Origin of the sequence: Nostoc sp. (assembly GCF_036917655.1) — a bacterium.
GTDB lineage: Bacteria > Cyanobacteriota > Cyanobacteriia > Cyanobacteriales > Nostocaceae > Nostoc.
This window is the reverse complement of the sequence record NZ_JBALCY010000072.1, coordinates 18,742-39,920: the sequence shown is the minus strand read 5'-3', so window position 1 is coordinate 39,920 and position 21,179 is coordinate 18,742. Positions and strand designations below refer to the sequence as shown.

At 42.2% G+C, this 21,179-nt stretch carries 19 protein-coding genes, 1 tRNA gene and 1 pseudogene; 13 read left to right on the top strand and 8 right to left on the bottom strand.

The window, feature by feature from the left end; all coding sequences use genetic code 11:
• The first annotated feature begins 450 nt into the window (after nt 1-450).
• Nucleotides 451-1,755 carry a threonine synthase gene (thrC, locus tag V7K30_RS26480; RefSeq protein ID WP_335004407.1) on the top strand — a complete coding sequence of 435 codons (1,305 nt, stop codon included), beginning with the start codon at nt 451-453 and terminating at the stop codon, nt 1,753-1,755.
• 89 nt (nt 1,756-1,844) lie between these two features.
• Nucleotides 1,845-2,120, top strand: coding sequence for a ubiquitin-like small modifier protein 1 (locus tag V7K30_RS26475; RefSeq protein ID WP_335004405.1), 276 nt, complete (start codon nt 1,845-1,847; stop codon nt 2,118-2,120).
• A gap of 246 nt (nt 2,121-2,366) precedes the next feature.
• Here the strand turns inward: V7K30_RS26475 and V7K30_RS26470 are convergent, their stop codons facing one another.
• From V7K30_RS26470 to thrC (V7K30_RS26450), 5 genes are all read right to left on the bottom strand, one after another.
• Nucleotides 2,367-2,720, bottom strand: a complete 354-nt coding sequence (locus tag V7K30_RS26470; protein ID WP_335004431.1) for a hypothetical protein — start codon at nt 2,718-2,720, stop codon at nt 2,367-2,369.
• A gap of 38 nt (nt 2,721-2,758) precedes the next feature.
• Entirely contained in the window at nt 2,759-3,007 is a 249-nt protein-coding gene (locus V7K30_RS26465; RefSeq protein WP_335004403.1) for a hypothetical protein, read from the bottom strand.
• A 181-nt stretch (nt 3,008-3,188) separates the two neighbouring features.
• Nucleotides 3,189-3,259 (bottom strand) — tRNA-Cys (locus V7K30_RS26460).
• Nucleotides 3,260-3,464: 205 nt separating this feature from the next.
• Nucleotides 3,465-4,055 carry a chromophore lyase CpcT/CpeT gene (locus V7K30_RS26455; protein WP_335004401.1) on the bottom strand — a complete coding sequence of 197 codons (591 nt, stop codon included), beginning with the start codon at nt 4,053-4,055 and terminating at the stop codon, nt 3,465-3,467.
• A 119-nt stretch (nt 4,056-4,174) separates the two neighbouring features.
• On the bottom strand, nt 4,175-5,266 hold the full coding sequence (gene thrC / locus V7K30_RS26450; RefSeq protein ID WP_335004400.1) for a threonine synthase: 1,092 nt from the start codon (nt 5,264-5,266) through the stop codon (nt 4,175-4,177).
• A gap of 916 nt (nt 5,267-6,182) precedes the next feature.
• Here thrC (V7K30_RS26450) and V7K30_RS26445 point away from each other — a divergent pair.
• Entirely contained in the window at nt 6,183-6,374 is a 192-nt protein-coding gene (locus V7K30_RS26445) for a hypothetical protein (protein ID WP_335004398.1), read from the top strand.
• Nucleotides 6,375-6,453: 79 nt separating this feature from the next.
• Here V7K30_RS26445 and V7K30_RS26440 read toward each other — a convergent pair whose 3' ends face one another.
• Nucleotides 6,454-8,829, bottom strand: coding sequence for a hypothetical protein (locus V7K30_RS26440; protein ID WP_335004396.1), 2,376 nt, complete (start codon nt 8,827-8,829; stop codon nt 6,454-6,456).
• Nucleotides 8,830-9,099: 270 nt separating this feature from the next.
• On the opposite strand from V7K30_RS26440, the gene V7K30_RS26435 reads away from it, so the two are divergent.
• The 3 genes and pseudogenes from V7K30_RS26435 to V7K30_RS26425 form a co-directional block, all read left to right on the top strand.
• Nucleotides 9,100-10,788 (top strand): iron uptake porin, encoded by a 1,689-nt coding sequence (locus tag V7K30_RS26435; RefSeq protein ID WP_335004429.1) that lies wholly within the window; start codon nt 9,100-9,102, stop codon nt 10,786-10,788.
• Between the two features lie 72 nt (nt 10,789-10,860).
• Entirely contained in the window at nt 10,861-11,127 is a 267-nt protein-coding gene (locus V7K30_RS26430) for a hypothetical protein (protein WP_335004394.1), read from the top strand.
• A gap of 58 nt (nt 11,128-11,185) precedes the next feature.
• Nucleotides 11,186-11,305 (top strand): annotated as a pseudogene (locus V7K30_RS26425) (IS701 family transposase); the annotation flags it as partial.
• A 378-nt stretch (nt 11,306-11,683) separates the two neighbouring features.
• On the opposite strand, the gene V7K30_RS26420 reads toward V7K30_RS26425, so the two are convergent.
• A complete protein-coding gene (locus V7K30_RS26420; RefSeq protein WP_335004392.1) occupies nt 11,684-11,809 on the bottom strand; it encodes a hypothetical protein in 126 nt (41 codons plus the stop codon).
• Nucleotides 11,810-11,908: 99 nt separating this feature from the next.
• Nucleotides 11,909-12,274, bottom strand: a complete 366-nt coding sequence (locus V7K30_RS26415; RefSeq protein WP_335004390.1) for a hypothetical protein — start codon at nt 12,272-12,274, stop codon at nt 11,909-11,911.
• A 545-nt stretch (nt 12,275-12,819) separates the two neighbouring features.
• Between V7K30_RS26415 and V7K30_RS26410 the strand changes: the two genes are divergently transcribed.
• From V7K30_RS26410 to V7K30_RS26380, 7 genes are all read left to right on the top strand, one after another.
• Nucleotides 12,820-13,953 carry a substrate-binding domain-containing protein gene (locus tag V7K30_RS26410; protein ID WP_335004388.1) on the top strand — a complete coding sequence of 378 codons (1,134 nt, stop codon included), beginning with the start codon at nt 12,820-12,822 and terminating at the stop codon, nt 13,951-13,953.
• Between the two features lie 623 nt (nt 13,954-14,576).
• Nucleotides 14,577-15,545, top strand: coding sequence for a nitrogenase iron protein (nifH, locus tag V7K30_RS26405; protein WP_335004386.1), 969 nt, complete (start codon nt 14,577-14,579; stop codon nt 15,543-15,545).
• A gap of 383 nt (nt 15,546-15,928) precedes the next feature.
• Nucleotides 15,929-17,332, top strand: coding sequence for a nitrogenase iron-molybdenum cofactor biosynthesis protein NifE (gene nifE, locus V7K30_RS26400; protein ID WP_335004384.1), 1,404 nt, complete (start codon nt 15,929-15,931; stop codon nt 17,330-17,332).
• A complete protein-coding gene (gene nifN, locus V7K30_RS26395) occupies nt 17,332-18,642 on the top strand; it encodes a nitrogenase iron-molybdenum cofactor biosynthesis protein NifN (protein ID WP_335004382.1) in 1,311 nt (436 codons plus the stop codon). The genes nifE and nifN overlap by 1 nt, the downstream gene beginning before the upstream one ends.
• Nucleotides 18,643-18,834: 192 nt before the next feature.
• Nucleotides 18,835-19,749 carry a type I restriction endonuclease gene (locus tag V7K30_RS26390; RefSeq protein ID WP_335004380.1) on the top strand — a complete coding sequence of 305 codons (915 nt, stop codon included), beginning with the start codon at nt 18,835-18,837 and terminating at the stop codon, nt 19,747-19,749.
• A gap of 560 nt (nt 19,750-20,309) precedes the next feature.
• Nucleotides 20,310-20,519 carry a TOBE domain-containing protein gene (locus V7K30_RS26385; RefSeq protein WP_335004378.1) on the top strand — a complete coding sequence of 70 codons (210 nt, stop codon included), beginning with the start codon at nt 20,310-20,312 and terminating at the stop codon, nt 20,517-20,519.
• A 440-nt stretch (nt 20,520-20,959) separates the two neighbouring features.
• The gene (locus tag V7K30_RS26380) at nt 20,960-21,130 is read left to right on the top strand and encodes a hypothetical protein (RefSeq protein ID WP_335004432.1); all 171 of its coding nucleotides are present in this window, start codon (nt 20,960-20,962) and stop codon (nt 21,128-21,130) included.
• The last annotated feature ends 49 nt before the right edge of the window (nt 21,131-21,179 follow it).

Here is a 21,179-nt window from a genome sequence, read left to right as displayed (position 1 = left end):
TTGGCAACACACATAGCAATTTTAGTGATTTAATCAAACGCTCAAAACACTAAAACTTATACCTGAAGATACTTTTGAGTCTTAGCTGTCAGAAATGCATACTACCCTGTGAAGTCATTAAAATAAAAAAATAGAAGGTTAACTAAGTGATCTAGATCACTTAAATAGGATAGTGATTTAAATAAATGCAAATTAATCATAACTATAATGCAATTTAATCATATTGTTTCCCCGTGTTAAAACTGATAAGTTGGAACTATTTAATTATTTAATACACAATAAATATACGTGCAAATACTAAATACAGAGATTACTGATATCAAAGTTTTACAAAAATCATTCCTTTCATTACCAAACATACCCGATAATTTTTGTCGGGTATGTTTGACTGGGATTTTTGCTCGTGTTAGTATCAGGCGACAGTGACAGACAAACAGGGAAAGCTAGTTTATGACTCAGGCAATCACAACCCAAACCAAAGCCAGCACTGCTTACTTTCAAGCCTTGAAATGTAAGGAATGTGGTGCAGAATATGAACTCAAAGCCAGTAATGTTTGTGAGTTATGCTTTGGGCCGCTAGAAGTCAAGTATGATTACAACGCCCTGCGTCTAACTGTCACTCGTGAAACAATTCAAGCCGGGCCCAATTCAATTTGGCGCTACCGGCCCTTTTTGCCTGTCGCAACTGACAATGTTATAGATGTGGGAACTGGTATGACTCCCTTGGTTCGTTCCCACCGTCTTGCCCGTCGCCTGGGTCTAAATAAGCTTTATATAAAAAATGATGCCGTTAATATGCCCACCCTGAGCTTTAAGGATCGGGTAGTGTCAGTTGCCCTCTCCAGAGCGCGGGAGTTGGGTTTCACTACTGTTTCTTGTGCTAGCACTGGTAACTTGGCAAATTCTACAGCTGCGATCGCAGCTCACGCCGGTTTAGACTGCTGTGTGTTCATCCCCGCAGATTTAGAAGCCGGTAAAATTATCGGTAGCCTGATTTACAGTCCTACCCTAATGGCCGTCAAAGGCAACTACGATCAAGTAAATCGTCTCTGCTCGGAAGTTGCTAATACACACGGGTGGGGTTTTGTCAATATTAATCTCCGCCCTTACTACTCTGAAGGTTCTAAGACGCTAGGCTTTGAAGTTGCTGAACAACTAGGCTGGGAACTACCGGATCATGTTGTTGCTCCTTTAGCTTCTGGTTCACTATTTACCAAAATTTATAAAGGGTTCCAAGAATTTGTAGAAGTTGGTTTGGTAGAAAACAAGAACGTCCGTTTCAGTGGCGCTCAAGCTGAAGGTTGTTCACCCATTGCCCAAGCCTTCAAAGAAGGACGCGACTTTATTAAGCCAGTTAAACCGAATACAATTGCTAAATCGCTGGCGATCGGCAATCCAGCAGACGGCATTTATGCTGTGGAGTTAGCTCAGAAGACTGGTGGTAACATTGAATCAGTCAATGATGCAGAAATTATTGATGGCATCAAGCTGCTGGCAGAAACCGAAGGCATCTTCACAGAAACGGCTGGTGGTACAACCGTTGCCGTGCTGAAAAAATTGGTAGAAGCTGGCAAAATTGATCCAGATGAAACTACCGTGATTTACATCACCGGCAATGGTCTGAAAACCCAAGAAGCAATCCAAGGCTACGTTGGCGAACCCTTGACTATTGATGCCAAACTCGATAGTTTTGAACGGGCCCTAGAGCGATCGCGGACTCTGGATCGCTTGGAATGGCAACAAGTCCTCGTTTAATTAGGAGTTATGAGTTATGAGTTTTTTTTATTCATAACTCTTTACTCTTAACTTTATTGCTAACTCTTCACTCTTCACTTTGTACTTGTATGGCTGTAAAAGTTTTAGTTCCTACTACTCTTCAGAGTTTTACTAATAATCAAGCTACTCTAGAATCTAGCGGTAGCACCATTGCTGAATTGTTGGACTCCTTAGAAAAAAGCTTTCCTGGTATTAAATCCCGGTTGTGCGATGAACAAGGCAAGCTTCGTCGGTTTGTAAATTTTTACGTCGATAGCGAAGATATCCGCCATTTAGATGGTATTAACACAACTCTTAAGGATGGCGATGAAGTAAGTATTGTCCCCGCTGTCGCAGGTGGTTAATACAGAGAACACCAAATAAAGTAGAAGTCTGACTAGACAAATCTTTGAGAGATTGCCTCGTTCCCAGTCTCAGACTGTGAATGCCTATTAGTGGGCTGCCGCCTCCCTTACTTGCGGCAGAAACGATGCAGCCAGCATTTCCAGGTTATATCTGGAAACGAGACTTTCTCCCGTATTTTGGCTGAAATTAACACTAATAAGCAATGCCGCACAACTTATGTTGTGGGGCTGATTTTGCTTTGCTAACTATGCAGCAATTATCTGAGCAAGTCTTTGTTGCCAAGACTCATTGTTATCAATAGTTAAGATAATCCGCTTGTAGGATTCATCTCGCAATTGAATGGTTAAATAATTTGTCTCTCGATTCACATACCAAAACTCTTTACCTCGGTTAGTGTAATAAGTTCCAGCCTTAATCACTCCAGGAATAAAACTACCAGGGGCACGCAATTCTTGCCAATTACTTTGGGGTTCGGCTGTCGTAACTTGTTCAATATGGGCTAGTGATATTTGCCAAAGTTTATTACAGCGAACAGCTAGCAGTTGCTCTTTAAAGGTAAATTCTATCTGCAATTTATCATCAACTATACTTAGGTTCATATTGAACTTCGTCACCAGTAATTTTTCTCTAGTATTACTCACAAAAGTCCGATGATAATTAGTATTTGCTGGGGATTGGCAATCAGATAATCTCTAATTGCGATCGCATTGTTGCCCAAAGAAACGAACTGAGAATAATCTTTATCTTTCCCAGTGATGTGTAGTTTAGGTGGCAGGGTTCCCCTTAGCCACAAACGGCTGCCTCGCCTGTAAATCTTGACTCGACTGCCTTTTTTCGTCAGCCGCTCATTTGCCTGCTGAATCTTCCTGTCTATTGGATCGTCCATGCCAAAAACGTAGCAAGTTTTGTGACCACATTTGACATGATACGGCTAAAAATGGCAATGAATGGCAAGGGTGGTGATAGTCAGTAAACGCAGAATGATTACCCCAGTTTTACCCCAGAAACAATTAAGGACGGGGTGTAAACCCGTCCCTGCAAAGCTTATTGAGCTTGTATTTCTTTGAAGGCGGCACCCGGATTTGAACCGGGGGTGGAGGTTTTGCAGACCTCTGCCTTACCACTTGGCTATGCCGCCACTCCGAGTTCCCTGAACTACTTTAATGTTCCCTAAGGTATGCTTAGTAGCCATTCCGTAGCCATAGGGCGCTAGTTAACCCATGATAGCATAGGATTCTGAGGTAGAGATAGTGGGTTAACTGGATGTTTCTGGTAGTCTTTAGGCGATCGCTAGTGAATTCTGAGTTCTGAGTTATGAGTTTTCACTCCTCACTCCTCACTTGTTACACCTTCACTTCATCGGCAAAACTGCTCCATCGGACAAAGTGAAATGGCCCCGCGATAGAACCCCAGAGACGTTCATCGGTGTCTAAATCCCTTCCCCGGTCGAGGCTGAAAAATTCTTTAGAGTCAATCTCAAATTCGTTATCCAGATAAGTATTTTTACCGTCACGAACCACAATGCAGCCTTTACCAGGTTCAACCCTGCCTTTGAAGCTATTACCTGTCCACTCTACAACCATGTTGCAACCTGACATTTTTTCCAATTGGTCAACAGATAAAACTTTTAAACGTTCGGGGTCACGAGATGCACCGTAAAATTTTTGTTCTTCTTTAACCGTGTAGTGTTCAATAACAATGTGGTTTTCTGCCTGAATCAACTTCATTACCCGCATCCGGTAGGGTTGATTGAGCATAAAATCATAAGCTTGTTCGAGAAACAAACTTACCCCTGAGAAAAATTCCAAGGGAAGGGGACGGATGCACACGCGAATGTGGGCATAAAATGGCGGATTTTCAAAAGCTTGTTCTTGATTACTAAAGTCAGCTGCCATCCACCGGGCTAAGGTGGCAATATCAGTAGAATGAGTCACGTCGCTTCGCTCCGAATTCAAAATTCAAAATTCAAAATCTCCATAAATAAATCCATAAATAAATTTAGTCGCTCTCTATGCTTTTGGGTTTCAGCCATTATCAAGATGATCAACCAGTTTTAAAATCCCATCGCCTCGGCTACTGCGCCCAATTCTGCTGCAATACCCTGTTTAAATTGACTGTGATTGTGTTTAATAGCTGTATCTGGGTCTTTTAAACCATTGCCTGTGAGGACACAAACCACTGTCGCCCCTGTCGGAATTTGGTCTTTCACCTGCAACAAACCGGCTACAGAAGCGGCGCTAGCAGGTTCGCAGAAGATACCTTCTGATGCTGCCAAAAGTCGATAAGCGTCGAGAATTTCGGCATCGGTAACGGCGTGGAAATTTCCCTGACTTGCGGTTTGCGCTGCGATCGCTAATTCCCAACTAGCAGGGTTGCCAATGCGAATTGCTGTCGCTAGGGTTTCGGGATGCGCCACTCGTTGACCGTGTACTAAGGGGGCTGCACCTGCGGCTTGAAATCCCATCATTCGCGGTAAGCGATCGCACTTCCCATCTTGATGATATTGACAAAATCCCATCCAATATGCTGTAATATTTCCCGCATTGCCCACGGGGATACACAGCCAGTCTGGAGCATCACCCAGCGCATCAACGATTTCAAAGGCTCCTGTTTTCTGCCCTTCTAGACGGTAGGGATTGACCGAATTTACCAAAGTGACCGGATAGCTTTCGGCCATCTCGCGGACAATTTCTAGCGCTTGGTCAAAATTACCTTTAATTGCCAATACTTCTGCACCGTAAAGTAATGCTTGGGCTAATTTACCCAGCGCCACATAACCGTCGGGAATCAGTACAAAGGCATTCATTCCCCCACGTCTTGCATAAGCGGCGGCGGCGGCTGAAGTGTTGCCCGTGCTAGCACAAATTACTGCTTTTGCCCCTGCTTCCTTGGCCTTGGAAATTGCCATAGTCATCCCCCGGTCTTTGAAGCTGCCGGTGGGATTCAGACCGTCGTATTTTACAAAAACCCGCACTTGTCTGCCAATGCGTTCTGCGATCGCTGGCACTGGTATTAGGGGTGTGTTTCCCTCGAACAGAGTCACAATCGGTGTTTTTTCGCTGACAGGCAAGTATTCGCGATAGGCTTCTATCAGTCCGGGCCAGGGTTGGCGATGAGATTTAGCAACAGACAGGCTCAAAGTCACGGGATTTTAGATTTCTTAATGTAAGGATCAGATATTTAGCGAGTGTGGCATAGGGAAGCGCAGAATGGGGAAGAGGAAGAAAGTGAATTTTTCGTCGCCAGTTCCCAGTTAAGAGTCCCCTAATTCCAAAAGAATATTATGTAAGAATATTATTTTTCGTGGTGCAGTCCTTTGACTTGCTATTTTTATTTTATTTTGAATGTCAGTTTATCATAGACCGCCACGGCGACCTTCGGTTTAACAAATTAACCTGGGGCTGCTGACGGGGTGAAAAATAATCGGCAAATGTATGGGACTTACCTTATGACTCACTGAAACTCTTATTCCTACCTTGTGGAAAGCCATTTCTGTGCGAGAGGCTGCGCTAACGTGCCTATGTGTATTTTGCCATGCTATTCGCTCCAACTGGCAAGAAAAATACATAACAGGCTGCCTTTTTTTTGCGGTAGTCTTCTGCTTCCCTTCTGTACGAGAAGCTTGTCTGCGACACCAAGGCCTAGCTTACTTCTCCGTAGGAGTACGCCAAAGGAACGCTGCGCCTAGCTGGCTTTTGAGAAGGGGTATGGCAAGTGCTTCGCCCTACGTCTTTTCAGAATTTGGCGTAATTCTTAATTTTGATATTGTCTACATGTGATTTCTGGCGTAAATTCCCCAAAAACGGCGATAATAATTCATAGAACCATAATTGACAGGCTATCAATTAAGTATTGCTAAGTACCGTCGAGTGGATGGAAGCTTTGCATACTTGGGGCGATGTTTTGTTTGGAACACAGCCATTATGATCACCGTCTCTTATGATTGAACCTAAAATCCATTAGAGTAATTGATTGAAAATATACAAGATTATGATAAAGCTTAAAAGAGCATTATTATAATATTTCTAATGGTGTGAGTTAAGTTGTGGATTTAATTAGCGATGCCTACTTGTTTATCTAGTGTTTCCGATCGCGAGTCCCAGACTAGCTGGGTCAGTAAGTTAACCAAGTCTTATTATCAAGACGATCAGCAAGCTAAATTTATGCATTTACAAGCCGAGGTAGACTCCCTGTTGCAGCAGTTGGAAAACCTGAAGCACCAACGTCTAGCCGACACCAACCAAAAAGAATAAGTCAGTCGAGTAGAAAAACGATCGCTTTTCCCCTATCTAGTCTAAATTTCAGTAAGGGTAGATTTGAGTAACAGGCGTGCTATTCAAAGCGCTGATTTTTCTCTGACCAGCGCCTCAAACTGTAGTTGTGAGCATTTTCTACTAATAAAGCTAAGGATTGCACGCCTGAAAGCTTGGCGATCGCAGATAGTTTTTGTAGGTAATTTCGTGTAAAATCAGTGTAAATGACTTTATTACTGTCAGACAAAATTATAGTCCGATCGCGGTGTTGCTCTGTATTTTCCCCCTGAATTTTAGGTGTAGGTTGATTCAAGGATGCTATTGCTGCTGCTGAAATAGTCAGTATTATTTCTGGTCGAGCATTATTTGTTAAATCAATCACTTGAACGGGCCAATCACCCAACTTTTCCTGCATCTGCTCAAAGCTAGGAATAGCACCAGCCGGAACTTCACCAGATTGCTGTAAAGATTGCCACACACTCGATAACATTACATTGACCCCTTGGGGATTTTGTTGATGCAGTTCTTGTAGAGTAATCGGAGATGGTTGTACCCATTCCAGTGCTGCATTTGTCAAGGCTAAAGGTTTAGGTTGGAGAACATCGTTTTGATTCTCTGGGATTTTTGGGCCAGCAGCTAATAGGCGTAAAACTTTACCCTGTAGTTGTACCGCTTTGATAGCGGCTATAGTAATTTTTTGTTCTCCATTTGGCAACCAGACCACAATCTGGATTTCCGGGTCAGAACTGATTCCCAAAGTTTTCCAGAAAAATTTGGCGGTGTCAGTTTTGGGTGGGTTCAAATTCTCAAAAGGGGAATTTAGCCAGCGTTTCCCATCATTAAATGCACTCACCTCCACCTGATACCAAACTTGGTTATCTACGAGTTTCAAGTCTGCTGGGGAATTTGGTTGCAGCCATTCGGTGCTGGTAACTTGAGTGATTGGTTGCACTGTACCAACAATCTGACTAGGGTGAGGAGAGGATATTTGCGACTTTGTACCCTCACCATTGAGTCTTGCTAACAGACCTTGAATATAGGCAAGATTATCTTTTGTAATTTTTGGTTGCGCCTTTAACCAGGAATTAGCATGTTCTTCTCCTCGCTGAACTGCTAAAATCAAAGCGAACCAAGCTTGCACCTCTGTTCTATTTGGGTTCACCCGCAACGCCGCTGCTGTGCGATTCCACAATCGGTTTTCATCAGCTTTAAGTAGGGTAGCAATTTCTTGGGCATTATGTGGCGACGCTTCAAACACCTGTAAAGCTTTCTCCCAGCGACCATCAATCAAATCTGCCAGCACTTGTTGACTAGGACTTGCCCAATTTTTCTCGGCTTGGGTTTTAGTAAGTTGGGAATGCAAGCGAATCAAATCCATTTGCGCTTGCGCCGCCTCTGGCAAAACTCCTTTGTGCTGTTTCTTGATAAATTTCAACCATTCAAAGGCTGGTGTCCACAGTCCACTACGGGCAATTGACAGGGCATTTTGGTATGCAGAATCCTTGAGGGCTGGTGATTTGAGGGTAATCGCCTCCAATTGAATTGGTTTGAGGAATAACTTCAGAGGCTTGACTTGGTAAACCTCTAAGTGCGGTTCTAAATCTACTGTTTGATCAACAACTAACTCTTTTGTACTATTACCAGTTACCTGCTGCCATTTGGGCAATTGTCCGTTAGGACTAGTCCAAGACAACATTTGTAGTAAATTGGTGCGTTCTGGATTGTAGTATACGACGTGACCATAGGCGATGGCTGCGCCAACGTCTGCGACGAACGCACTAGTTCCTTGTTGGCGTTGACCCCGCAAATTAAACCAAACTCCTGGTGATGGTGTCCCGCCTTCAAAGCGTTGCACTTCAGTTAAAGGTAGGGGAATGTTAATATCCTGGGGTTCTTCAAGCAAGGGAGAAGTCACAAAGGATGCTTCTGGCCCAGTTATAGGCAATTGAGTCGCTAGATAGTAGTAATTTTCTGACTGAGATTTAAACTCTAACTCTTCTGAGCGCTCGTAAACCCTGAGTTCAACAAGTTCTTTACAATCAGATTGACAATTAGCACGCTGTTGAAAAACTGGCAGTAAAAATGAGTTTTCCGCATCCTGATTTAAAGGCAGAGTTTCCCCAAATATTTGGTTTTTTTTACTCAAATCAAGTTGAATTTGTTTGAGAGTTTGGGGGCGTTCGTGCTTACCAAGGGGAATTTGTGCCCATGCAGGTAAAATTTTATTTAGCCAGCTTACCTGATCTGGATTGAAGATGAAGAGAACGCTAATCCAGGCAAAAGCCATAATTAGACTAGCACTAGTCAACAGAATTGCGATCGCTAGCATTGACGACAACCAACTTCCCCGTTTTAGCTTTTTCTGGGGTTTTTTAGCGACACGTTTCATCGCACCAGCATGAGGTTGATTTCGTTTAGAGGTTTTTGGTGTCAGCTTGCGTGAACGATTTGCCATAGATTGGGGATTAGAGATTGAGGATTGGGGATTGAGAAAACTCTTTCCTAGTTCCCAGTACCTAGTCCCCAGTCCCCAATACCCAATACCCTGTTATACTCGCCCTTTCAGAAAGTTGCCCAGAAGCATTAAGTTTAATTTCGGACAAAATCCGTAAATGTCCCCATGTGAACGTTAGACGATCGCGAATACACTCTTCACTTAAGTATGTGAGCAGAGTGTAAAAAGTTGAAAGGTAGACTTATTAGCCGCAGTCATCACAAAACCTGGATGCTCGCATGGTTACTAATTGCGGGAGTAAATGGAGTTGCACAAAAAGCACTAGCACAGGAGTACATAAATACAGGAACTACTCAGGAGACAGGAGTCAGGAGTGATGAATTAGGAGTTAAGAGCGATAATATTATTCCTTCATCTCCCCCCCTCTCCCCAGAAAATCCGATGGCGCAAGTTACATCGGTTTCTCAACTCAAGGACGTACAACCCAACGATTGGGCATTCCAAGCATTACAGTCTTTGGTAGAACGCTATGGTTGTATAGCCGGCTATCCAGATAGCAGCTATCGCGGTAATCGCGCCTTAACTCGGTATGAATTTGCCGCCGGTGTGAATGCTTGTTTAAATAGAGTCAACGAATTAATCACTACAGCCACCAGTGATTTAGTCACCCGCGAAGATTTAGCAATATTACAAAAATTGCAGTCAGAATTTGCCCCTGAATTAGCGACTTTGCGGGGTCGTGTCGATAGTTTAGAAGCTAAAACCACCGAAATCAAAGCCAACCAATTCTCAACAACAACCAAACTCAGCGGATTACTGATAGTTGGCATTCAAGGACGGACTAAGAATCGTGGTGATGTTAATCCTAGAGATGGACAAAAAGATACAGATGATGCAGGGACAAACATTGATGTTATATCCCTGGCGCAACTATATTTAACTAGTCAAATCACTCCCCGTAGTTACTTGTTTACGGGTCTTATAGATGGTAAAGGTACTACTGCGCCTAGATTTACCAATAGTGTTTCCCGAAATGATGTTTTACTTGGCTACGAATTTCCTACAGATAGCTTGATTGTAAGTGACCTCAATTTTCATTGGCTGGTGACAGATAAATTAGCTGTAATGGTGGGAACAGAAGGCGTAAGTATGCCTGCTGCTTTCCGAGGCCCCAATCGGGTAGAAAGTGCTGCAACAGGGCCCCTGTCTTATTTTGCCCAAAGAAACCCAATTTTAAATATGGGATACGGTCACGGCGGTATAGCTATTGATTGGCAATTTGCTAAACGCGCTAGTTTGCAGGCAATTTATACTAGTTATCAACCAGGAAATCCCGGTAAAGGTAGCGGTTTATTTGATGGAACCACCACTACAGCTGTGCAATTGCTGCTGACACCAACCGATACTCTAGATTTAAGTTTGTATTACGTTAACAATTACTCTGCGGATGGTTGTTTACTAACCTTTGTTGGCGATGAATGCTTAACTACAGTTAATACCACTACCGGAAAATCAGCACCGCTGCAAACCAACGCCGTGGGTGCGACTGTAACTTGGCAAATTTCTCCCCGCATTAGCGCAGGTGCGTGGGGTGGTTATACTAAATCTTATATTCCTGGGCAATCGGGAAATGTAGAGACAACCAATTATATGGTGTTTCTAAATTTTCCTGATTTATTTGCTAAAGGAAATTTGGGGGGAATTTATGTCGGTCAACCTCCTAAAATCACCAGTAGCGACTTACCTGTAGGGAATAATGTCCCTGATTTTGTCAATACAGGTTTAGGACGTGCAGGTGGACAACCAGGGACAACGACTCAAATTGAAGCATTTTATCGTTTCCAGCTATCAGATAACATCAGCATTACACCAGGAATAATTCATCTTATTCAGCCTGGTAACACACCAGATAGTGACTCAGTTACCATCGGCATTCTGCGGAGTACTTTTACTTTTTAATTCTGCTTGCAGACAAATATTATAGAACTTAAGTATTGACAGGCGCTTATACCCAATTGGGCGCAAAAAACAATGAAAATTTATTTTCTAATACCCCATACTCAATCCCCCATGACGCCAGTTGCTTCTCCCTACAGCCCTTGGGGCATCCTACGGCGGGCGCTAGCTTCTCCCAAGGGGAGAAGGGGAGACACTGCGCGAACAACTCTGGGAAGCCTCAGGACTTACGCAACTGGCACAGCGCGATCGCATTTATATAGTATTTATGTACTATATAAAAAGTGGCGTACCCAAAGAAAATTGCTGAAATTAGTAACAGTAATCGGCTGTGTTAATTAAGTATTCTTCAAATGATGAGAAAATTAGTTGAGGGTGCAGAAAATAAATCCTGTAATTTATGAGATTTACTAAACTTAATTATTGCCAGTACTTATTAAGTAGTCAAATTAATTATACTCTGACAAATTTGGCGGAGCATTTAGAGCAGATCAGTCATGATAAAATCAACCGTTATTTAATTTACTCTTCAACAAGCATTTCTTGAATGAGTTAAAGAAAATACTTTATCCAGACGGTATACCTTGGTCAAGTGGAGAACTAACAGTAATTTTAGCTCTGTTGGTAAACTGTTTTAAGTTGTCGGCAAATTGGGGAGCAGTTTTCATGATCTGACGACAACTTTCCATACTATTACAAATCAGGATCAACGTCAAAACGCCACTATTGATTTGGAAATACCAATGACAACTCGATAGTAAGCTGATGTGCAGCTAAATTGTATAACACGAAAACGTAAAATTATTGTAGTGCGGGCATCTTGCCCGCGTCGCATATACAAATTAAATACGCAACAGCTTAAAATACGTGTCATGCGTAGACGCAGAGCGGCTTTTAGTCAGACATTGCCCGCCAAGAAAAAGCTTTTTTTAGTTGCTTCTTCAAGCTGTCTAAATAGTATTTCACTCAGCTTGATTGTTTGACGTGAAGGCAAATCATCTGGATGCAAGCATGGTTTATTCATAAGGTTTTGGCAAGCTTCAAAAGTAACGAAGCTGCGGTGAAGATTGGTACTTTTGATTTTTTGCAGATTGAATATTGCAGAAAAATCAGGTTTACTAGGTTATTGTTCTTGAGTGACAATCCACAACAAGTCTAACCACAACTGGGGATAAGCTTGCTTGATATTTGAGAGTGGATCGCGCATCAAGTTATTGGCATTCAAGCAAACAACTTCAACTAGCCCCAAGTATTCTGCTACTTCTTTGAGTAGGGTTTTTTGTTCTACTACAGCACTAATTAGTCTGTCAGGGCAATAAATACCAATGTATTTTACATGGCGGATGCATGTTTTTCTATTCACTCTTGTTAAGTGAGGATGAGGATTGATTATCTTCACATAACATTGGTTTAACAGTTTCCATGCCCTTGGGTGAGTGTGTTCAATAATTACGTTAAATTGCTGGGCTAAGTCTTCTTCGGTAATCATTACTCTCTCCATTACTTTGTTGCCATCTGTTGCATACTTTGGTAAAGACCTAATTGATTGTGCAAAAAATTAAAATAGCAATCCTTTGCTGATGCTATGTGCATATTCACTTTAGTCAAATAGGTAATTTTTCGTCAGGGCAAAATTTACCCAAAAAAGCGAAATTTGTTGGTATGTTTTCTACTCTTTGTATTACTCGTCTATCAAGCATCAAAGCTGAAACTAATCTCTAAAACTGTATTGAATACTACTGTTTACCAATTTAATTGGTAAAATTTTCCTGAGAGACAAATGCTCTCTTTATTGGAATTTGGGGCTTTTGCTCCATAATAGCAGCTAAAAAACAACCACCCGCAAAAATAATTTGCGCTTGGCAAGCAAATTGGCAATTGGATGTGATAGTCTTTTTATATGGGGAATCAAGACAGCGAAAGCACATTCATGTCGTCAAAGAGAAATAATATAAACTCAAAGACCACACTTTCGCCTTGGCAGATGCAATGTTTAAATCCGCTACGGCTTTTTGAAACTAAGAGACAAAGCCAATGAAGCAGGATAGTGACCTCCGTAATAACTTGAAGTCGATTAGAACTCGCTTAGGCATGAGTCAACAAGATTTGGCTAATATCGCTAGTGTGACTCGTCAGACTATTAGTGGTGTAGAGTCGGGACAATATGCTCCCTCAGTGGCTATAACACTTCGTTTGGCGAAGGCGCTTGGCTGTCAAGTTGAGGATCTATTCTGGTTAGAGCGGGATTTACCTGAAGTTGAAGCCGTTCTTGCCAAACCTGTTCCTAATGGTCAGCAACTACGAGTTAGCATGGCTCGTGTGGGAGGACAATGGATAGCTTATCCCTTGATTGGTAAGGATGCTTTTCGCCAAGATATGATTCCGGCTGATGGTGAAGGCATTAGCCAAACAGGTACAAATAAAGTTCGAGTCAGGCTACTAGACGATAATCTCGACACACTTCACAACACGGTTGTAATAGCTGGCTGTGCCCCTGTGATTTCACTATGGGCAAGAGCTACAGAACGCTGGCATCCACAACTGCGAGTCCAATATAACTTCGCCAATAGCATGGCTGCATTGCACAGTCTATGCAGAGGTGAGGCGCATATTGCTGGGATGCATTTGTACGATCCTGAGACTGGTGAGTATAATACTCCCTTTGTTCGAGATGTTCTGGCTGGGAGGGAAGCAGTTCTGATTACCCTTGGTGTCTGGGAGGAGGGACTTTTATTAAAGTCAGGGAACCCAATGGGAATTAGAACAGTTACTGATTTAATCGCAGGGAGAGCGACTATTGTCAACCGCGAAATAGGTTCTGGTAGTCGGATGCTTTTGGAACAAACACTCCAAAAAGAGCAGATACCATTCGATGCTGTTCAGGGCTTTGATAATATACTCAAAAGTCACCAAGATGTTGCCCAAGCTGTAGTCAGAGGAGTTGCCGATGCTGGCATGAGTACGGCATCTGTAGCTACTGCCTTTGGGCTGGGATTTATCCCTTTACATCAGTCACGATATGATTTGGTGATTCTCAAGGAATATCTCGAAGTTGCACCTGTACAGCAGTTGCTCAGTACTTTGGGACATCGGATGGTTCACTCACAATTTGAAATTCTCGGCGGTTACGATATCAGCAAAATCGGAGAAGTTGTAGCGACTGTTTAGAGTGGATTGCAATGCTTGGTTGGTTGTGTGGTTAAAGGAATAACTCTACGTAAATTTAAATTCCTGCTGCAACCACTCTTTAGGTATCAGCAACCTTCAGCGGATTACAACAACTGATAATGCTGAATTCGTAATACTCGCTAAAGGCAAGAAACAAGTTACGTAATGACGCTCTCTACGAGACGCTGCGCGTAGCTTGCTTCTTTGCAGGAGTACGCGGACTCGCTACCGCTACGCTAACGTAATTCGTAATTAAGAAATTCGGATTTAATCTGGGTTTCCAGTTTGTCATCTGTAGCTTTCTTTTTTGCTATTGGTATTACTACTGCCAGAGAAATCATTTGAGTGAGCGTCTAGTAATACTTGCAATATTCTTTGAGTGATGTCTTATTGCTCTAGCTATTAGTCAGAAAAAACAATGATTAATGGCCAACGAAAACTGACCAAAACTTGAATATGTTCTGGATTCGGACTCTTTTTGCTGTAGAGCGAGCACCTCCAACGACGTTCTACAGATGGTCACTGCTGCAACTTGACAGCGCGAGTACCTCCGGTAGGCACTTTGTGCCAACGCCTCATAAACCGACAGACCCACCAAACAAACAATTACAGGATTAATCATCATGTCCGACGAAAAAATTAGACAGATTGCTTTTTACGGTAAAGGTGGTATTGGTAAATCTACCACTTCTCAAAACACCCTTGCTGCAATGGCAGAAGTGGGTAAACGCATCTTGATTGTCGGATGTGACCCCAAAGCTGACTCCACTCGTTTGATTCTGCACTGTAAAGCTCAAACCACCGTGTTACACCTTGCTGCTGAACGGGGCGCTGTAGAAGATATCGAACTTGAAGAAGTAGTTATCAATGGTTTCCGAGATATCAAATGCGTGGAATCTGGTGGCCCTGAACCTGGTGTAGGTTGTGCCGGTCGCGGTATCATCACCGCCATTAACTTCTTGGAAGAAAACGGCGCTTACTCAAACGTAGATTTCGTATCTTACGACGTGTTGGGCGACGTTGTGTGTGGTGGTTTTGCTATGCCAATTCGTGAAGGTAAAGCCCAAGAAATCTACATCGTTACCTCCGGTGAAATGATGGCGATGTTTGCTGCTAATAACATCTCTCGCGGTGTTCTCAAGTACGCCCATACTGGCGGCGTGCGCTTAGGTGGTCTAATTTGTAATAGTCGTAATACTGATAGAGAAGACGAACTGATTAGCACATTGGCGGCCAGATTGAGTACTCAGATGATTCACTTTGTTCCCCGCGACAACATCGTGCAACACGCAGAATTGCGCCGGATGACTGTCAACGAGTACGCACCCGATAGCAATCAAGCTAATCAATACCGGACATTAGCGGACAAGATTATCAACAATACAAATCTTGCCGTTCCCACACCTATTGAGATGGACGAGCTAGAAGATTTGTTGATTGAATTTGGTATTCTCGAAAGCGAAGAAAATGCTGCAAAACTGATAGGTGCCGCCACCGCTCAAGCAGATGGTGAGAAGAAGCTAGAAGATGCTGAAGGCGAAGCACTAGAAGCCCTGAAAAAAGGAAATGTAGAAATAGTTTCCGGTAGCTAGAAAAAGTAAGGTTCTTGTTCAGAATCAGGTGCTAAAGACAAAGCAAATATTAGGTGGGCGATTCTCGCCCACTCTCTCACCAATCATTTAAAATGGAGGTAATAGAATAGCTAATCTTAACTTCTGCGTGTTTTATCTTCACAGCCACGACACTAATACACTAACACTTACAGGGCAAAATTAATACTTTAATACCCTAGTTCGTGTTTTTGTTTTCTCCTTCTCTAACCTAGTTGATGTTGATGTTTTAGGGGATGGAAAATTCTCTTTCTCATTCCTTTTTATTTCATGCTTTAGATACACAGTAAATAAATAAAAATCCTATAAAAGCCTTTGGGAATTCAGTTAACACCTAACAACTTCTACCTATTGTCACCAAACAAATGAATCCCACCCCAGGAAAAATCAACGATTCATTCAGTGAGTCAAATTCCGAAGATGCTCGTCAGCAGCAGATGCAAAAGAAAAAAAAGTCTTCCACACAATTACCCCAACCTGGCACTACTCAAGGGAGTTGCGCTTTTGATAGTGCAATGATTACTCTAGTACCAATCACTGATGCTGCTCATGTAGTTCACGGGCCAAGTGGCTGTGCTGCTAGTATTTGGGGAAGTTACAGCAGTCTCTCCTCTGGTTCGATGCTGTACAAGATACGCTTTAGCAGTGATATCGATGAGAACGATATCATCTTCGGTGGAGCCAAAAAGCTGTACAAAGGCATTTTAGAATTACAAAGACGCTACAAACCTGCGGCGGTATTTGTTTACTCCACTTGCATCACCGCCCTAATTGGGGATGATATAGAGGGAGTTTGCAAAGATGCCACTGAGAAAACAGGAATACCCACTATCCCTGTACATTGCCCTGGATTCATTGGAAACCAAAATTTGGGCAACCGTGTCGCTGGTGAAGCAATGCTTTTATATGTTATTGGAACAGCTGAACCAGATACTAGTACACCCTATGACATCAACTTGATTGGTGAATATAACATCGCAGGTGCAATATGGAACGTTCTACCATTATTGGAGAAATTAGGTATCAGAGTTTTGGCAAAAATTACAGGCGATGCTGTCTACAAAGAAGTTTGCTATGCCCATCGTGCCAAGCTTAACGTGATCCTCTTCTCCAGAGCACTAATCAACATGGCAAAAAGCATGGAGAAACAATATGGCATCCCCTATATTGAAGAGTCTATTTATGGCATAGAGCAAATCAATCAGTGCTTAAGGAACATTGCCGCAAAGTTGGGTCATTCTGATTTGCAAGAACGTACAGAAAAACTAATTGCAGAAGAAACTGCTGCTTTAGAAGAGAAACTTGCTATTTATATCACCCAATTGCAAGGTAAGCGCATTATCCTTTCTATTGGAAGTTTCAAGAGTTGGTTGATTATCTTTGCGGCTAAGAAATTGGGGATGGAAGTTGTTGCTATTCTTACTAAGAATCATACTGAGGAGGATAGAATTAGAGTCAAAAGTTTACTGGGTCAAGATGGCATAATTCTTGAACAAAATAGTCCTCAAGAAATCCTACAGATAATTAACGAAAATCAAGCTGATATGTTAATTGCTGATAAACGCTATCAAGACTCCTCTCTCACAGCTAGGATTCCATTTATAGACATTAATCAAGAACGCAACCATCCCTATGCAGGCTATATGGGAATTTTAGAGGTGGCACGAGAACTGGATGCCGCTTTTTACAACCCTGTATGGGAGCAAGTATGCCAGCCAGCCCCGTGGGAAGTAGGGGAAACAGAAAATTTTCCAGAGGAGGACATTTGATGGCGATTATTAGCGTTACGAGTACATCAGTTGCAGTTAACCCCCTCAAGCAAAGCCAAACTGTGGGTGCAGTTTTAGCCTTTTTGGGGTTGAAGGGAATGATGCCTTTATTACACGGTTCTCAAGGCTGTACTGCTTTGACTAAGGCTGTATTAGTACAGCATTTGCGTCAGACGATTCCCCTTTCCAGTACAGCGATGACAGAAGTTGCAACCATTTTGGGTGGTGAGGAAAGGGTTGAACAAGCAATCTTGACTTTGGTGCAGAGATCCAAACCAGAAATTATCGGTCTTTGTAGCACTGGACTCGTGGAAACCAGAGGAGATGACATGGGGCGCTTTGTCAAGGAGATTCGCTACCGTCACCCAGAACTAGATTATTTACCAATTGTGCTTGTCTCTACACCAGATTTCAAAGGTACATTACAGGATGGCTTTGCTGGTACAGTTGAGAGTATAGTTAGGGAAATCCCCCAAAAAAGCTCCAAGCAAGACGCTTGTCCCACACAAATCACTATTTTGGCGAGTTCTGCCTTTACACCAGGGGACGTGCAGGAAATCAAAGAGATTGTCACTTCCTTTGGACTCGTACCTATTGTTGTACCTGACCTTTCTGGCTCACTAGATGGTTATATAGAAAATTCCTCTAGTGCCATCACAGCTAACGGCACTACTTTGGCACAGTTGCGCTCAATTGGCAGTTCTGTATTCACTTTGGCACTAGGTGAGAGTATGCGGGCTGGGGCGCAAATTTTGGATAAGAGATTCAATATACCTTACGAGGTATTTGGTGAACTGACGGGACTAACAGCAGTAGATAAATTCCTGCAAGCATTGGCAGATATCAGTGGTGTCAGCGTACCAAATAAATACCGCCGTCAACGCCGTCAGCTACAACATGTGATGTTGGAAAATCACTTTTACTTTGGTTGCAAGCGAGTTTCTTTGGCGCTGGAACCCGATTTACTTTGGTCAACAGTTTCTTTTTTGCGATCGCTAGGAGTTCAGATTCACGCAGCGGTGACAACAACACGCTTTCCTCTGCTAGAAAAACTTCCGATTAAGAGCATCACCATCGGTGATTTGGAAGACTTTGAGCAACTGGGGGTTGGATCTGATTTGCTGATTACCAACTCTCATGGAGTTGCGATCGCTCAACGCTTACAAATTCCTCTCTATCGGCAAGGGATTCCCATTTTTGACCGCTTAGATCACGGTCAGTTTACCAAGGTTGGCTACCGAGGTACTATGCAACTTTTATTTGATATTGGCAACCTGTTTTTAGAGCAGGAAACAAAGATTAAGCATTAAACAGAGCTAATTCATAACTATTCATCACAATATTACCAATAATATTGGTAATATGTAGCGCAAGATACAATCTTGCCGATCAACTTTAGCTTTGATAGTTAGTATCAAGCCGTATATTCCATCTGTGAATATACCAACCAATGCCAGTAACTAGGCACTAGCTTCTGCATTGACTCAAATTAAGTCTTTTTCATGAATCCAGCACAGCTTAAAAAAACAACTGCCAAAGCGAGTCGTGTTACAAGAAAGCTTTGCCGCCGTTTTGACCTTACACAATCTGTCGTTACACCATCTTTGCTCACTTGGTTCGAGGTTATTGGCTACACAGTTTTGTTAGAACCAGACATTGCTTTAGGTAAGCACCAGATAGGGCGGAGTAGTTATAGTGATGTGGTTTTGTATCAGCGCCTTCATAGTGCTTTGCAGAAAATTAACCCCACAAAATCTGATGAGGCGATCGCCGCAGCTATTTATCAGGTTACTTGTACAGAGAGTTCCGACTTGCTGGAAAATAACCACCGCTTTCACAAATTATTGACCAATGGTGTGGAAGTTGAATACCTGTATAACGAAGAAATAGTTCATGACAAAGTGTGGCTCATTGATACGTCTAATCTACTGAATAATGATTGGCTAGCTATTCATCCCTTGACTATAGTTGAGGGGAATCATGCTCATTGTCCTGATGTAGTTGTCTTTATCAACGGTTTCCCCTTGGTAGTTATTGTCTCGATTCAGCCAAGTGATGAACAGGTCACTTTCAAAGAAGGTTATCAGCGAATTCAGACCTACTGTCAACAAATACCGAAGCTGTTTTCCTATAATACATTTCTAGTTATTACTTATGGAAATCGGGCCCGAATCGGTACATTAACCTCGGACTGGCAGGAGTTTTTACCCTGGCGCACGATTGATGGCGAAGACTTTCCTGCCAAGAGCGCAACTGAACTAGAGGTGCTGATTCAAGGCATTTTTGATAAACGGCGTTTTTTCGAGTTGGTCAAGCACTTCGTGGTGTTTGAGTCAAACGAAATCATTATCACTAAAAAGCTGCTTCGCCGACCTTTTTGTACAATCCCAAATTCCAACAAAATGTTTAACTATTAAAGAGTAGCAGAATATAGAAATTAGCGCTGTTAATACATTAAGTTGTTCATAATCTTCATGTCCTTGCCAAAATTTTTACTAATCCTACGGAGCTTACCTCTGCTTCTTTCTGATTACTGAATCGGTGTTCTAGAACAATCGGGAGATAAGCTAGTTGAGAAAGGAGCTGGTAGTGCCCTTTGTCGAATGAACTTCTGGTAGCACGTTGGGTTCTGGCTACCCGCAATAGAATTAGTATCAATCTGTTCAAAGGCTCACAGTGCAGTTTTTGGGAAGGAGACGACTGTAGCTGCGATCGCTGCACTATACCAGGTAAAAACGATTGGACTAGTATAACTAAGGGGAGGGGTGGATGGTTTAGAAGCGCGTAGTACTTTGATTACCAAATAAGTTGGTTGTAAAAAATGTAAATACCAAATTAATTAGTGAATTATTCGCAGATATTTTCTATATTAATCAATAGTAAAAATTCATGTATTTTCTATCTGTAGCTATACATATTAATTTAATTACTTGTTATAATTTATATAGTAAACAAAAAAATCAGTAAGAATCATAAAATGCAAGTTAGCGCTCGTAATGCTCTCAAAGGAACTGTAAAAAACGTCGTAGTTGGCTCTGTAAATACTGAAGTCACGGTAGAAATAGCACCAGGAGTAGAGGTGACTGCAATTATTACCAAAGCATCGGCAGAAACTCTGAAACTTGCTGAAGGTAAACAAGTCTACGCTATAGTCAAATCATCAGATGTCATCATTGCCATAGACTAAAGTGATTGTTGGCATTCTATTAAGGGAGTGTCAGTTTAATTGCCCCTCCCTTAATATTCTACTGTTAAATAAAAATTATTTAAATTGCTTTTGAATCTTCAATCCTGTGAATATTTATGAGGTTGTCGTCTCAAAGGTACATACCAAGGTGTACCCATTACTGGATATAGCACAATTCTACACGCTAATCCAAACACATTTTGCATGAATGGTGCAAGATGTGTTGCTCCTTTTGCGATCGCTAAAAATTTAGTCAGTTTCTCCAATATTGGGATGCTACAGTCAAAAAACACACATCATTGAATAATGCCTTTAGAGAGAGCGATCGCCTAGCACAAAACAGATTTATTCAAGGTAAAACTATTTTAAAATCGCCAGGGGATTTCTACAGCAACCCCTCCGGTGTACACATCAATAAACTATGTTTGCGCTAGCGCACCGTGACAATAACCCTTTTTCGCTTATACAGAAGTAAACCAACACTTACAGCTGCTAATGTGCCAAGTATTGAATCTGATTCGGGAACTGCTACGATTTTACCCGAACCGCTAATTGTGTTGGTAAAAACACCTGGTAGAAATAATAATTGGGCAGAACAAGGTAATAGGTGAATTACAGAAAACAATCTTAGAACTACAGCAAGAAGTAGAACGTTTAAAA